The 12,750-nt window shown below is 67.3% G+C and carries 15 protein-coding genes; 8 read left to right on the plus strand and 7 right to left on the minus strand.

What is annotated here, in order from left to right:
* Positions 1-63: 63 nt before the first annotated feature.
* Positions 64-1,407, minus strand: a complete 1,344-nt coding sequence (locus tag ACTF4R_RS01685; RefSeq protein ID WP_440005748.1) for a bifunctional metallophosphatase/5'-nucleotidase — start codon at positions 1,405-1,407, stop codon at positions 64-66.
* Positions 1,408-1,539: 132 nt separating this feature from the next.
* On the opposite strand from ACTF4R_RS01685, the gene ACTF4R_RS01690 reads away from it, so the two are divergent.
* From ACTF4R_RS01690 to ACTF4R_RS01700, 3 genes are all read left to right on the plus strand, one after another.
* Positions 1,540-2,103: a hypothetical protein gene (locus tag ACTF4R_RS01690; RefSeq protein WP_433623895.1), complete on the plus strand. Its 564-nt coding sequence runs from the start codon at positions 1,540-1,542 to the stop codon at positions 2,101-2,103.
* Positions 2,104-2,427: 324 nt separating this feature from the next.
* Positions 2,428-2,802, plus strand: coding sequence for a YybH family protein (locus tag ACTF4R_RS01695; RefSeq protein WP_440005749.1), 375 nt, complete (start codon positions 2,428-2,430; stop codon positions 2,800-2,802).
* On the plus strand, positions 2,803-3,000 hold the full coding sequence (locus tag ACTF4R_RS01700) for a hypothetical protein (RefSeq protein ID WP_440005751.1): 198 nt from the start codon (positions 2,803-2,805) through the stop codon (positions 2,998-3,000).
* A 177-nt stretch (positions 3,001-3,177) separates the two neighbouring features.
* On the opposite strand, the gene ACTF4R_RS01705 is transcribed toward ACTF4R_RS01700, so the two are convergent.
* Positions 3,178-4,131 carry a zinc-dependent metalloprotease gene (locus ACTF4R_RS01705; protein ID WP_440005752.1) on the minus strand — a complete coding sequence of 318 codons (954 nt, stop codon included), beginning with the start codon at positions 4,129-4,131 and terminating at the stop codon, positions 3,178-3,180.
* Between the two features lie 165 nt (positions 4,132-4,296).
* Between ACTF4R_RS01705 and ACTF4R_RS01710 the strand changes: the two genes are divergently transcribed.
* On the plus strand, positions 4,297-4,443 hold the full coding sequence (locus ACTF4R_RS01710) for a hypothetical protein (protein ID WP_433623905.1): 147 nt from the start codon (positions 4,297-4,299) through the stop codon (positions 4,441-4,443).
* A gap of 276 nt (positions 4,444-4,719) precedes the next feature.
* Here ACTF4R_RS01710 and ACTF4R_RS01715 read toward each other — a convergent pair whose 3' ends face one another.
* A complete protein-coding gene (locus tag ACTF4R_RS01715; protein ID WP_440005754.1) occupies positions 4,720-4,995 on the minus strand; it encodes an amphi-Trp domain-containing protein in 276 nt (91 codons plus the stop codon).
* 181 nt (positions 4,996-5,176) lie between these two features.
* Here ACTF4R_RS01715 and ACTF4R_RS01720 point away from each other — a divergent pair, with 181 nt between their 5' ends.
* Complete coding sequence (locus tag ACTF4R_RS01720) at positions 5,177-5,452, plus strand: PadR family transcriptional regulator (RefSeq protein WP_113276148.1); 276 nt, start codon at positions 5,177-5,179, stop codon at positions 5,450-5,452.
* A 46-nt stretch (positions 5,453-5,498) separates the two neighbouring features.
* Here ACTF4R_RS01720 and ACTF4R_RS01725 read toward each other — a convergent pair whose 3' ends face one another.
* Positions 5,499-6,797 (minus strand): AI-2E family transporter, encoded by a 1,299-nt coding sequence (locus tag ACTF4R_RS01725; protein ID WP_440005756.1) that lies wholly within the window; start codon positions 6,795-6,797, stop codon positions 5,499-5,501.
* A 239-nt stretch (positions 6,798-7,036) separates the two neighbouring features.
* Positions 7,037-7,429: a DUF7961 family protein gene (locus ACTF4R_RS01730; RefSeq protein ID WP_433623911.1), complete on the minus strand. Its 393-nt coding sequence runs from the start codon at positions 7,427-7,429 to the stop codon at positions 7,037-7,039.
* 143 nt (positions 7,430-7,572) lie between these two features.
* Between ACTF4R_RS01730 and ACTF4R_RS01735 the strand changes: the two genes are divergently transcribed.
* Both ACTF4R_RS01735 and ACTF4R_RS01740 read left to right on the plus strand, forming a co-directional pair.
* A complete protein-coding gene (locus tag ACTF4R_RS01735; protein WP_440005758.1) occupies positions 7,573-8,553 on the plus strand; it encodes a ribose 1,5-bisphosphate isomerase in 981 nt (326 codons plus the stop codon).
* 220 nt (positions 8,554-8,773) lie between these two features.
* Positions 8,774-8,908, plus strand: a complete 135-nt coding sequence (locus ACTF4R_RS01740) for a DUF7503 family protein (protein ID WP_440005760.1) — start codon at positions 8,774-8,776, stop codon at positions 8,906-8,908.
* Positions 8,909-8,912: 4 nt separating this feature from the next.
* Here the strand turns inward: ACTF4R_RS01740 and ACTF4R_RS01745 are convergent, their stop codons facing one another.
* Positions 8,913-11,003, minus strand: a complete 2,091-nt coding sequence (locus ACTF4R_RS01745; RefSeq protein WP_440005762.1) for a hypothetical protein — start codon at positions 11,001-11,003, stop codon at positions 8,913-8,915.
* A gap of 15 nt (positions 11,004-11,018) precedes the next feature.
* On the minus strand, positions 11,019-11,708 hold the full coding sequence (locus tag ACTF4R_RS01750) for a DUF7504 family protein (RefSeq protein ID WP_440005764.1): 690 nt from the start codon (positions 11,706-11,708) through the stop codon (positions 11,019-11,021).
* 206 nt (positions 11,709-11,914) lie between these two features.
* On the opposite strand from ACTF4R_RS01750, the gene ACTF4R_RS01755 reads away from it, so the two are divergent.
* The gene (locus ACTF4R_RS01755; protein WP_440005766.1) at positions 11,915-12,733 is read left to right on the plus strand and encodes a DUF63 family protein; all 819 of its coding nucleotides are present in this window, start codon (positions 11,915-11,917) and stop codon (positions 12,731-12,733) included.
* Positions 12,734-12,750 lie beyond the last annotated feature (17 nt).

Genomic DNA, 12,750 nt, shown 5'->3' on the forward strand with positions numbered 1-12,750 from the left:
TGGACGCCGCGCGGCGGTGAGTACCTTACTATCCCCGGTCGACCTCGACGCCTGCTGTCGATTCTACCGTTCGACGACCCGACCCTCGACGGACGGGCCGATACCCGTCTCGCGGGCGTACTCGACGAGCACCTCGTACTGGACGTCGCCCGTCGCGACCCGCTGGGACTCCTCGATGGCCGGGAACTCGTCGTCGGTGTGGAGCACGTAGTCGCTGGTCGCCACGGTGTAGGTCGCCGACGGGTCGAGCGGTTCGCCGTCGACGCGGACGACCTCGACGGTCCCGGCGTCGCGGTCCCAGGCGAGTTCGGCCCCGCTGACGTGGGCGTGGAACCAGCCGTCCTCGGCGAACCCGAGCGAGCCGTCGACCGCCTGCCGGAGCGCAGCGCGGAGTCGCTCGCCGGAGAGTTCCGCGACGGCGACCGGTTCCTCGAAGGGGAGCAGGCTCACGAGGTCCGCGACGGTGACCTCCCCCTGGATGGGGTCGCCGCTCCGGATACCGCCGCTGTTCTGGAGGGCGACGTCCGCGCCGGTCGCCCAGCGGTAGGCGTCGGCGACGAAGTTGCCGACGCGACTCTCGCCGCCGAACAGGGTGGCCTCCGTGCGCACCAGCGGCTCCTCGACCGAGGCGACTACCTCGTCCAGTCCCGCGGCCGCCATGCGTTCGCGGAGCGCGCGGGCGACCTCGTTCGCGCGCCGAGCGTCGCCCGTCTCGTGGCGCGTCGCCGTCCCCGCCTCCAGGTCGACCTCCAGCACCGCGCGACCGCCGTCGCCGGGTCGCGTGACGAGCGTCCCGTCGACGCGGTCGATTCGCTCCGTCGGAACGTGACCGCCGAGGACGGCGTCGGCGTCGACCGCCGCGGCGAGGTCGTCGTCGCCCCGGCCGAGATGCGACAGGACGACGACGCGGTCGACGCCGCGCGCCCGGAGGTCAGCGACCGCTTCCCCGGCCGCCGCGACGGGGTCGGCGAACGTCAGGTCGGTCGCCTGGGGGTTCAGCGAGGCGGTCCGGGGCGTCGTGACGCCCGTGAAGCCGACGCGCGTTCCGTCCGCTTCGAGGACGGCCGTGCGCCGGGTCAGGTCGGCGGCGAAGCGCTCGCCGTCCCGAAAGACGTTCGCCGTCACCCAGGTCTGGGGCGACTCGGCGACGACGTCGCGGACGGCCGCGGGGCCGTAGTCGAAGTCGTGGTTGCCGAACGTCGCCACGTCCGGTTCGACGGCCGAGAAGAGGTCGAGCGCCTGTCGCCCCTCGGTGACCAGCGCCAGCACGCCCGGCGAGGTGTTGTCACCGGTGCCGACCAGCAGGGCGTCCTCGCCGTCCAGCTGACCCAGACGGCCCGCGAGACGGCCGATGCGGCCCGGGTCGTCGTAGGCGTTCTCGACGTCGGAGTACTGGAGGAGACGCATCGACGGAGCGTCTCGGCGTCGAGATAAATGGGCTTCGACTCGGCGCGAGACGCCTCGACCGCGCCGACGACCCCCGTCCGGGTCGCCGGTGAGACCGACACGTTGATTTGCTCACCGTGACACGTACTACCTATGCGGATCCGAGACTGGCAGGACATCCTCCAGGACGTCGTCGAGCGGGACGTCGACCCAGAGGGCTGGCGCGCGACCGGGGGAACCCGGGCGGAGGGCGTCGGCGAGGACCTCTACGTCGGCCACCCGAACGCCGGCGTCTACCACCTGAAGACGTACGCCAAGAACCCCTTCGAGGTGCGCGGCGTCGGCGCGCGCGTCGCTCGAAGTCTGGACGACGAGATCGGCTCCTACCTCCCGCGGGAGGACTACCGGGAGGGCCGGTTCGCGGTCCAGCACCCCGACGCCGCCCCGGGCGACGAAGAGGAGGCCGAGGAGCGCGCCAAACGGCTCGAAGAGACCATCAAGGCTCACGCGGACGCGCCGACGAACCGGGCCGATCTGTTCGACGACGTGATGGAGGCGATGGAGAGCCCCGCCTTCGGACCGATGGACTACGACAACTACGACCGTCCGGACGCGGTCGAGGACCTCGCCGCGACGTTCGAGGAAGCCGAGGAACTGCTGGACGCCGAACTGGACGACCTCATCGACGAGGACGAGGTCGGCAAGGGCTTCCAGTAGCGGTCGTCTCTTCTCCGGGACTTCGCGCCCGCGAGGTTCTCCGGTGGTCGGTCGAGGGGACCAGCGCGTCGGTGAGGAACGGCGCGTCGGTAGTCGATGGAGGGCGAAACGTCTCCGGGTGTGGTGGCCGTCGCGCCGACGGCGGCGGCGTCGCCGCCGCGGTTCCGGGCAGGGGCATGGTGGGGCGCACTCGACCGCGAGCAGTGCACCCGGTTCGGACCACAGTCGCGTACGGTAAAACCTTTCAGTAGACTCAAACGCCCGTTTGACATTCCCGAGAGCGAGTCGGCTGGCTTTAAGCACGTGCTCGACCACTGCCCTCGCATGGGGGCCGAAGAGACTATTCGAGAGTACTACGAGGCGCTCCGGCGCGGCGAACCGCTGTACCCCTACTTCGCCGAACGCGACGACGCGACGAAGTTCGGCGTCGGCGAACGACTGGTCGGGTACGACGCCATCGCCGAGGGACTGCGCGAGCAGAGTCGGACGACGGACGACTGGACCGTCGAGAGTTCGGCCCTCGGGGTGGTCGAACGCGACGACGTGGCGCGGTTCACGGACGACGTGGCGCTGTCGTGGACCGACGTGGAGGCGGGCGAACGCCGTTCGTTCGACACGCGCTGGAGCGGGACGCTCGAACGACGCGACGGGGAGTGGCTGTTCACCAGCATGCACGTCAGCGCTCCGCACGAGCTATAGATGGTCGGACCCATCAGCGAAGAGGAGCGCACGACGGCGATGATGCGCCTGAAGGTGGGCATCGTCGGTCTGGTCGCCGTGTCGGGCGCACTCGTCGCCTTCCACGGCGGTGCCGGACCGCTCGGCATCGCCGCCGCGCTCGTCCTCGGACTGGTCGTCGGGGCGGCGCTGACGTGGTACATCGGCTGGATACTGTAGCGGCGGCCGCGGCCTTTTCGCACCCCGTCTTCGACCGCACGAACGTGATGGCCGAGTCGACCGGGCGACGGTACTCCCGACCTCAAGGAGACCATCGAGGAGATGTACAACGAGGCGTCCGACGCGCAGTAAGCGTCGGAGAGCGACCCGCCGTTTTCCTCGCCGTCCCGACGCCGGCTACCCTTGGACGCGAGCCATCCACTTCTGCGGATGGTCGAGTTCGTCGGCGGTGGGCAGGTTGTCCGGCGCGTCCCACACCCGGGTCGCGCCGTCGATGCCGCGGGCGGCGACGACGTGTTCGAAGAACGCCTTGCCCCGCTCGTACTGGCGGCGCTTGAGGCCGAGTCCGAGCAGGCGGCGAACGAGTTTCGAGAGCGGATTCATCCCGCGGCGGCGGGCCTCGATTTTGGCCCGGAGGTCGGCGTACTCCTCGTCGAACGCCTCGTCCATCAGCAGTTCGGCGTACCCCTCGACCGCGGTCATCGCGGCGTCGAGTTCGCGGAACGCCTCGCGGTCGACGCCGCCGCTGGCGAGCGCCTCGATGCCGGACTCCATCCGGGATTCGAGGTGGTCGGAGAGCCACGGCGCAGCACCGAACTCGGCGGCGTGGGTCACCTCGTGGAACGCGATCCAGCGCCGGAAGCGGTCGAAGTCCGTGTCGAGTTCGTCCGCGATGCGTTCGATGTTCGGATGGACGAAGTACAGCGCGTGGTCGTCGCCCTCCGCGAGCAGCAGCGGGTCGTACTGTCCGAGGACGTTGGTGCCCAGCACGGAGAGCATCACTGACATCGTCCCCGTGTTGACGACGCGGGCGACGCCGGGGAGGGCGGGCGGTCCGTGCTCCTCGATCGGTTTCATCACCTGTCGGAAGGTGTTGACGTTGGCGTCGATCCAGTGGTGTCGGTTCTGTATCTCGACGGTCGCCGGCACGTCGAAGTCGACGCCGGAAACCTCGCGAACACGAGTGCGAGCGTCGCGGACGTCGGCCGCGTACCCCGACCGTTCGGCGGGCGAGAGTGCGATAGAACCGGGATCCGTCGACGCCTTCGCCGCCTCGGTGACGGCGTCCCAGTCGATGGGGCCGGTCCCGGACGCCCCGGTGACCGCCCGGACGCTACGGTAGAGATTCACGATTCCACGTTGGATTCCGTTCGACAAAATCCTTCTGTCCCGGCGGCGGGACGTCGCGTCGCGACTGGAACGGGGACGAGGTTCGAGCGGCCCGCGTTCGTCGGTCGTCGTCGCTCCGGTTCCGTCACCCCCGGACTGATGTGCGACGAAGTCCAAGCCAGGGGTATGAGAGACGAAGAGGAGATCCGCGAGCAGTACGAGTTCCTCGAGGAGCATCTCGACAGCGAGGACATGCGCCACGAGGGCGTCAGGGAGATGTTCACCTACTACAAACGCGCGCTCGGCTGGGTGCTCGAAGAGGAGCACATCTGAGTAGCTTTCGGGTACCCCACCCGTGTAACCGAGGGCGTTAGGTTTATGATGGTGGGTCGTCTTGCTCTAAGTGACGCTTCGCTTTGGAGGGCCGAAGCGTCAGCGGGGACCAATTCAGGGCGGCAAGCGGTTCGCGGGGTCTTTTCGCCCCCGCGTGTTCCGCTTTCCTTTCGATACTACGATTCGAGCGACTGCGTTCTCTCCCGTCGACGATTCACGTTCGCGTAGCCTCGGCCGTGGCGCGAGAAGAAACCGTTCGCGGGTCGGTCGCGGTCGTTACTCGATGTCGAGCGACCCGTCGGCGCCGTCGTCGCCTTCCTTCCACTCGATCTCCAGTTCGAGGCTCAGTTCGTCGCGACCATCCCCGGTCTCGCGTTCGGACTTCACTTCGAACGTCGGGCGTTCGGGCGGCGTGAGCGTCACCGTCTGGTCGCCGGAGGTGAGCGTCACCGATTCGCCGTCCTCGAGTTTGTCGGCGACCGTCCGGAGGTAGGCCGCTATCTCGCTGCGGCTCTGGTTCTGTTCCGTCTCGAACAGCACTTCTTCAGGCATAACGTAACGTACGTTCCCGACGCTGATAAGTGTACAGTCGTCGCCGTCCGAGATTCGGGTCCGGTCGGTCCGTCCGAGCGTTCCCGGCGTCCCGAGCGGGACGACACCGCTGGCTCCATTTCCCGAACATTATCATACCGTTATATTTATTTCACCAATGATAGAATGGGTGATATCGACGATGAACGATCTGACGGGATTCCAGCGGGACATACTGTACGTCATCTCGGGCCACGGCGAACCACACGGACTCGCCATCAAGGAGGACCTCGAGGAGTACTACGACGTCAACGTCCACCACGGCCGGCTCTATCCGAATCTCGACACGCTGGTCGAGAAGGAACTCGTCGAGAAGGGCGAACGCGACCAGCGGACGAACTACTACACGCTCACCGACGGCGGTGAGGCCGCCATCGCGAACCGCCGGCAGTGGGAAGACCGTTTCGTCGACCTCTGAGACGTCCCACCGGTTTCGGGCCGAGTCGGTGCCGACTCGACGGCAGTCACTTCTGGTCCTCGCCTGGCGACGGCGTGCCCACCGGCTCCGACCCGTCGGCGTCCTCCCCTTTCGATGCGGAGTCGGTTCCCCCCTGTCCGGATTCGTTCGCCGCGTCGCTACCCGCTTCGTCCGCGTCGACCGGTTCCGACCCGGTCTCGGGGACGTCGCCGCGATCTCGCGGCTGCCGTGCTGTCCCGTGTCCCTCGTTGAGATACGTCGGGTCGACCGCCCACGGTTTTATCGGCCGGCCGGCGAGCAGTTCCGGGAGGACGATCTCGCCGAAGTGGACGACGAGTACGAGTATCATCGGACCGAGGAAGATGCCGTACCAGCCGAACAGCAGCGGCCCGAAGATGTACGCCAGCATCACCATCCCGACGTGGAGGTTGCGTCCGGAGACGTACGGTCGGAGGACGAGGTCCGGGATGGTGTCGACGATGACGAGCGAGACGAGGAAGAACACGACCGGGAACCAGATGACGGTCGGGTCGCGCAGGAGCAGCGTCTCCGCGCCGACGTACGCGCTCACCGGGAAGTACACCAGCTTCATCCCGACGACCGGGATGAGACTCGCGACGCCGGTGAGCAGGCCGAGCAGCGTCGGATACGGGATGGACAGTCCCGCCGGTGCGACGTAGTCCAGCACGTTGTAGGAGATTGCGCCGATGGTCCCGGTCAGCAGGGCGTTGAGGATGTTGCCGAAGAAGATGCTGTTGAAGTCGGTGTCGACGCGCGTCACGTACGAGTCGAGGACGCCCTCGCTGTCCGAGAAGGTGCGCCGGAACCACCGCGAGAGCTTGTGGTCGTCCCGGAGCAGGTAGAAGGCGATGGCGATCATGACGAACAGATGCAGTACGGCAGTGCCGACGAACCCGATGTACCCCAGCGTGGAGCCGAACACGTCCTGGGCGAGTTTCGTGTCTATCCCGCCCGACAGGAGGGTTCCGGGACTCTGGACGATGTTCGAGACGTCCGCGTACGGCTGGATCGGTTCGGGCAACTCCTGAATGTTGGTCCGCCCGGCGAACTTGCGGAGTTCCTGAATCGCGATGGCGCCGGTGTACGTCATCAGCAGGAGGGCGGGCAGGGCGAGCGCGAAGAGGGCGATGGCGGCCGCGAGACTCGGCGGTCCGATTCGTCGCTTGAGCCGGTCGTACACCGGGCGGGTCGAGTAGTAGATGAAGATGCCGAAAACGAACGTGCCGATGAACGAGTAGACGATGTACAGCGCCGTGACGCCGAGGGCCGCACCGATGGTCCACCACGCGGCGCGAGATTTGTCGACGTTCCAACCTTCGATCATACGGAAGGGTTGGACCACGACGCAAAAAGCGTTCGTGCGCGACGTCGGCCACTGGAGCTTTCAATGCAGAACGTCGGGCGCGAAAAGTACCTCGTCCCCGGAAAGAGTCCCGACGGCGACTGACGAGTCCGTCGCCGAACGACCCGGCGACCGACGGTCCTCGACGGTCGACCGCGAACGGAGGAACGGCTGGCGAGACGGGACGGGAGCGCAGTCCCGTGGCGGGAGTTCGGACCGCGTTACAGGGTGAGCGGCCCGTCGAGTTCCAGGGTGACCCCTTCCCGGCGGGCGCGCTCGCGGACTGCGGCGAGGGCGGGTCGGACCTTCGACTCGTCGGCGACGCTGTCGAACTCGACGGTGACGGTACCCGCTCCGAGGAACGCCGCCGTACGGATGCACTCCCGTACGCGGTCGGCCTCGTCCTGCGTGGCGTACGAGCAGGACTCGTCGAAGCAGGCTTCGACCGTGACGCCAGCGGGGACGAGGTCGTTCGCGTCGAGGGCGCTCTGGAGGTCGCGCAGGTCGTCTCGCGTCGAGGGTAGCGCGGTGGCGTCGAGGGTCACGGGTGTTACGTCTGCGGGTCGGCAGCGTTCGATCGCGTGTTCCACGTCGGGACTCGAAGTGGCGCTCATCGTACCCACCAATACCTGGTAGGTATACAAAAAGGTTTGTGTATGCTCTGTAGTAATGCGGCGGTCGTTCGCCGTCGACCCTCCGACCCGGAGGGTCCGGACCCGGGACGCAATTTTTACGCGAAGGTCACGTAACCGCTAGCATGGACCGCGACGTTCACCCCGCCGTCGCCGACGCCGCGGAGAGCATCGCGTCGATGGAAATCCGCGGTGCGGCGGCCATCGCGGACGCCGCCGCCGAGGCGCTGGGCGAGCGAGCGGCGGCCAGCGAGGCCGACTCACCGGCGGCGTTCCGCGCGGAGATGCGCGCGGCCGCTCGACGCCTGCACGAGACGCGGCCGACCGCCGTCAGCCTCCCGAACGCTCTGCGGTACGTCCTCCGGGACATGGAAGGCGACACCGTCGAACGCCTGCGCCGGAGCGTCGAGAGCAGCGCCACCGAGTTCCGCCACCAGCTCGACCAGGCGCAGGACAACCTCGGCCAGATCGGCGCGAACCGGCTCCGGGACGGCGACACCATCATGACCCACTGCCACTCGACGGACGCCCTCTCCTGCGTTCGCCACGCGCTCGACGACGGCAAGGAACTGACCGCCGTCGTCAAGGAGACGCGACCGCGCGAGCAGGGTCACATCACCGCCCGCCATCTTCGGGAGCTGGGCGTGCCAGTCACGCTGATCGTCGACAACGCCGCGCGCCGGTATCTCGACGACGTCGACCACGTACTCGTCGGCGCGGACTCCATCGCCGCCGACGGCAGCGTCATCAACAAGATAGGAACCTCCGGTCTGGCCGTCAACGCTCGCGAACGCGGCGTTCCCGTCGTGGTCGCCGCCCAGACGCTGAAGCTCCACCCGGCGACGATGACCGGCCACACCGTCGAGATAGAGATGCGAGACGAGAGCGAGGTGCTCGCCGACGACGAGCGCTCGGACATCGGCCGGGGAGCAGACGACCCCGACCTCGCCGTCGAGAACCCGGCGTTCGACGTGACGCCGCCGCGCCACGTCGACGCCATCGTCACCGAACGCGGCCAGTTCCCGCCCGAGAGCATCGTCACGCTGATGCGGGAACTGTTCGGCGACCAGCACGGCGAGGAGCCGTGGGAAGAAACGCTCCAGTGAGACGCCCGCTCCCGGGTCCCGCGTTCGTTTCGCCCGGAACCGGGCGGACCAGCGTCGACCGGTGAGCGCCGTCCCCGCTTTCGCTCCGCTGGCACGGCCTGCGATGCGTTTCTCGAAACGACTTCCGGTGTCGTCGACCCCCTCACACTATTTCTTCTGTATTTATTAGTACTAATCCTTAAGTTAATTATTTATATAAATGAGGTGAACGTTGAAGTGTATGGTACAGAACAACGTGCAAGCGTTCCTGTCCGAGCATCCGCGAATGATTGGCGTCCTGTTCACCGTCGGCCTGGCGCTGATGCAGGCCGGAAGCGTAATCGCAGCGACCGCGAACACTACCAATGGGCCGTAGATAGTCAGCCGTCGGTCAACGAAAAGTCGTCGCTCCAGTAGAGTCGTCCATCCATCTCGACGGGGAGTAGTTCGAGGTCGAGAGCGTCGTCGACTTCCTCGGCGGACAACTCGAAGCGCGGTCTCGAACCGGGTACGAGATACCGCGTCGGGGACTCCTCCAGAATCGAGGACACCATCGACCCTATCCCGTAGCTGGAGGCGACGAACGTGTGGTGTTCGAGGAGATAGCAGTCTTCCTCGCGACGAATCTGGAACATCGCCGGAACGCCGCTCTCGCTCTGACAGAGCGTCAGACCGCCGTCGCCGATGGTGACGTACTCCACCGAGACGAGCACCTCGTCCTTCGCGAGGCCGAGCGCGGTTCGAAGCGAGAACCCGCAACTCAGCAACCGAGCGAGCGCTCGACCGACGTTCGTCGCCGAACTGTTGATGACCTCCGCGAGCGTCACGACGCCGCCGCGACTGCCCTTCTCGACCAGCATCTCGCCCTGCCGGTAGGAGCGACAGGCGTTCAGGAGGAAGGCGTCGACGTTCACGTCGTCGAGCGACCGGGCGTCGAGGTAGCCGTCGGCGCAGAGGAACCCTTCGTCGTCGACGTGGCCGATGTAGTGGAGGAAATCGGCCGACGTCTCGAACAGGGTCGCCAGCTCGTCTGCGGTCGTCCGCTCGTGTATCGACACGTCGAACGTGATGAGGTCGCGCAGGCCGTAGAACTCCCCGACGACGTTCTCGTCGGCCATCGCCGAATCGTTACAGACGACGTGTACCGTCAGCGCCGAGTCATCCGGCGGCGTGTGGTCGACCTTCCGTCGGAGCGATTCGAGCGTGACCTTGTTCGCCCCGATGGGGTATCCGCTCCCCACCCACGCGTGTTCGACCGTGTCCGCCGCCTGGACCTGGAACATCTCGTCGTCGTCCCAGTTCCACTCGTCGCTCGTGCTACGGGTGAACTCGCCGTCAGCGACGGCCGCCGTGGTGCGTGCCCGGGTGAAGTCGTCGAACGTCTCCGGCGTCGGTTCGACGCTGGCGACGTCGGGCCGCCGGGGCGTCCGCACGAGCGAGAGTTCGTCGGCGAAGTAGGGGAGCGCGGGGAGGTTCTCCGCCGTCGGCACGACGTCGGTCGTCAGGTGCCAGTCCAGCACGTACGGTTCGAGCGTCTCGAAGGGCACGGAGAGGTACGCGTCCAGTTGCGCGGCGAGCGACCGCCCGTAGAGGTCGGCGAAGTCGAGGTCCACGAGCGATTCGACCTGCTCGCGCTCGTACAGGTCGACGTCGTAGTACCCCTCGGTGCGGGTGAGGCAGTCGAGGAAGAACGACTGCCGGAGAACGCGATTGACCGTCGTCTCGTACCCGTCCGGACCGTCCAGGGAGCGTTCGACCCCGTCCGCGACCAGGCGCGGTTCGTCGCCGGGAACGACCGCCGCTCCCAGGTAGTAGGCGAGCGAAGCCGCGGGATAGACGTACTCCCGTTCGGGTGGCATCACGAGTTCGACGCCCGTCTCCGGACGCTCCACGCCGTCCGGAACGTCGAACGACTTCCCGCGTTCGACGAGCGGCGGGTGACCCCGGAGCGTCGGGAACGACCGCTCGCACGAGGTCGTCTTCAGCGCCGAACCGAGCAACGACACCGCCTTCATCGCGTCCTCGACGTCGTCGGTGACGGTTATCGTCCCGGTCGGCCGTTCGTGAAACGACCGCGTGCCGACGCGAGGGCGACGGGAGCCGTCGAATCGAATCGTGACGGACGTCTCGTCGTGGTTCAGCTCCAGTTCGCCCCGGACGGCGACGTAGAGCTTCATCGGCGTGCTCTGGAGTTCGAGCAGGTAGTCGTCGGCGGGAAGCGACCGGTCGTCGAACGTCGTCGCGTCGACGCTTATCTCGCCGTCCTGCGTGCGGACGACCACCGAGAGGTAGTTCGGAATCTCGACCGCCGTGGTCTCGAACGCCACGGCGGCGTCGACCGGGAAGTAGAACTCGTCCGTCGCGGTCGGCTCCGGGGCGACGGGGTCGTCGGTGTAGAGTTCGAACCGGGCGTTCTCGATGGGGTCGAAGACAGCGATTCCCGGCCGCCTGTCGAGCGTGTCGAACTCCATGCGTGTTCCTCTCCTCTACAGTTCGACCCACATCGTCGTCGCGTCGAGTTCCGGCACGTGCCAGCGCTGTTCGGGGTTCCGGCCCGGACGCTTCCGGAGTTCGATACGCACGTCGAAAAGCGGCGTCAGCGCCGCGACGACGTCCTCGTCGTCCGGAACGCGGAGGTGATAGTGAGCCATTCCGTGGACGCCGCGGACGGTGGCGGCGAGCGTGCGAAGGTGGCGTTTCGTCGCCGCGAGGTCGCGCTGTACCAGCGGGGAGAGCGAGTCGACGCCGACCCGCAGTCGTGCGGGGTCGAGTCCGTCGGCGCGCTCCTCGAAGAACCCTATCGCGGTCTGCAGCTCCTCGCAGAGCTGTCCGACGTCGTTGCGCTCCGGTGGCCCGAGGTTGGACGTGACCGACGTCGCGTCGGCCGGAATCGACCGTTCGCAGTTGCGCTGGTCGACGACCCACGTCGTCGAGTCGTCGACCGACGCGCCGTCCGGCAGCCGCGACCCGGGGGCGGCGACCGTCCGGTCGACGAGTGCGAGCGTTCGATACCGGTCCGTCCCGCGGCCGAAGAGCGTGCGAGAGGCCGTCGCCGAGACGCTGTCCGGAACGTCTCCGGTCACGAGGAGGTTACTACCACGCTCCTTGAGCCTCCGTAGCCAGGCGTGGAAGTCGGGGTGGTCGGCGTCCCCGCAAGACCGGAGCACTGAAACCATATATTATGTGCCGGTACTATTACAAATAAACATTCGGGTCACGGCCACGCTACACGGAGTCACGTCCGCGCTACTCGGGGTCCCGTCCGCGTCGCGCTCGGTAGTGTCCGCACTTCGACACGGCGGCATCGAGAGGGCGCGGTTCCCGCCGGCGTTCCCAGCGTCCGACCACAAACCTTTCCCGGAACCCCTTCCCTTGTCGGGACATGGTGCTTCCCTCGGGATTCGCGCTCCCGCCGCTACCGTACCTGTTCGTGCTGTTACTGGCGGTCGGAGTCGTCGGGGGGACGCTCTGGCGCGTGTCGCCTCCCGTCGGCGAGCGCACCGTCGTCGCGTTCGCTCCGTGGATCGTCGTCGGCTCCGGCCTCCACGCCCTCTACCAGGTCCGACTCCCGCCGGCGGTCGTCGAACCGCTGCTCGGAACGCCCGCCGTGTATCTCACGACGTTCGCCGTCGCCGGGACTGTGTGGCTGGCCGTCTTCTCCCTGTCCTCGCTGCCGGTGGCGCGCACGCTCGCCGTAACCGGCATCGCCGCGGTGCTGCCCGTCGTGGGTCTGGGTGTCCAGTACGGCGTGGCGAACGGAAGCCTGCGGCTGTTCTGGCCGTTCGTCGGGCTCGTCACCGCCGTCGTGCTCACCGGCCTGCTGTGGGGCGGGACGCGGTATCTCTACCCCGACGTCGCTGTCGTCACGGGTGCGGTCGGCGCGCTCGTGCTGTTCGGCCACTCCCTCGACGCCGTCTCGACGGCGGTCGGCATCGACGTACTGAACTTCGGCGAGCGGACGCCCGTCTCCCGGCTCATCCTCGAGTTCGCCCACGGGTTGCCGACCGCGGACGTCATCGGCGTCGGCTGGCTGTTCGTGCTCGTGAAGGTCGCGCTGGCGGAGTTCATCGTCGTCCTCTTCGCCGACTACGTGGCCGAGGAACCGACGGAGGGCTACCTGCTGCTCGGTCTGGTCGCGGCCGTCGGCCTCGGTCCGGGCGCGTACAACCTGCTGCTGTTCGCCATCGCGCCGCCCGTCTGAGCCAGCAGGACTTTTTA

Origin of the sequence: Halomicrococcus pelagicus (genome assembly GCF_051917725.1) — an archaeon.
Classification (GTDB): Archaea; Halobacteriota; Halobacteria; order Halobacteriales; family Haladaptataceae; genus Halomicrococcus.

Bases quoted from the DNA above. Each gene is read 5' to 3' on its own strand.
- ACTF4R_RS01685 (WP_440005748.1), bottom strand. From the start codon at position 1,407: ATGCGTCTCCTCCAGTACTCCGACGTCGAGAACGCCTACGACGACCCG.
- ACTF4R_RS01690 (WP_433623895.1), top strand. From the start codon at position 1,540: ATGCGGATCCGAGACTGGCAGGACATCCTCCAGGACGTCGTCGAGCGG.
- ACTF4R_RS01695 (WP_440005749.1), top strand. From the start codon at position 2,428: ATGGGGGCCGAAGAGACTATTCGAGAGTACTACGAGGCGCTCCGGCGC.
- ACTF4R_RS01700 (WP_440005751.1), top strand. From the start codon at position 2,803: ATGGTCGGACCCATCAGCGAAGAGGAGCGCACGACGGCGATGATGCGC.
- ACTF4R_RS01710 (WP_433623905.1), top strand. From the start codon at position 4,297: ATGAGAGACGAAGAGGAGATCCGCGAGCAGTACGAGTTCCTCGAGGAG.
- ACTF4R_RS01715 (WP_440005754.1), bottom strand. From the start codon at position 4,995: ATGCCTGAAGAAGTGCTGTTCGAGACGGAACAGAACCAGAGCCGCAGC.
- ACTF4R_RS01720 (WP_113276148.1), top strand. From the start codon at position 5,177: ATGAACGATCTGACGGGATTCCAGCGGGACATACTGTACGTCATCTCG.
- ACTF4R_RS01725 (WP_440005756.1), bottom strand. From the start codon at position 6,797: ATGATCGAAGGTTGGAACGTCGACAAATCTCGCGCCGCGTGGTGGACC.
- ACTF4R_RS01730 (WP_433623911.1), bottom strand. From the start codon at position 7,429: ATGAGCGCCACTTCGAGTCCCGACGTGGAACACGCGATCGAACGCTGC.
- ACTF4R_RS01735 (WP_440005758.1), top strand. From the start codon at position 7,573: ATGGACCGCGACGTTCACCCCGCCGTCGCCGACGCCGCGGAGAGCATC.
- ACTF4R_RS01740 (WP_440005760.1), top strand. From the start codon at position 8,774: ATGGTACAGAACAACGTGCAAGCGTTCCTGTCCGAGCATCCGCGAATG.
- ACTF4R_RS01745 (WP_440005762.1), bottom strand. From the start codon at position 11,003: ATGGAGTTCGACACGCTCGACAGGCGGCCGGGAATCGCTGTCTTCGAC.
- ACTF4R_RS01750 (WP_440005764.1), bottom strand. From the start codon at position 11,708: ATGGTTTCAGTGCTCCGGTCTTGCGGGGACGCCGACCACCCCGACTTC.
- ACTF4R_RS01755 (WP_440005766.1), top strand. From the start codon at position 11,915: ATGGTGCTTCCCTCGGGATTCGCGCTCCCGCCGCTACCGTACCTGTTC.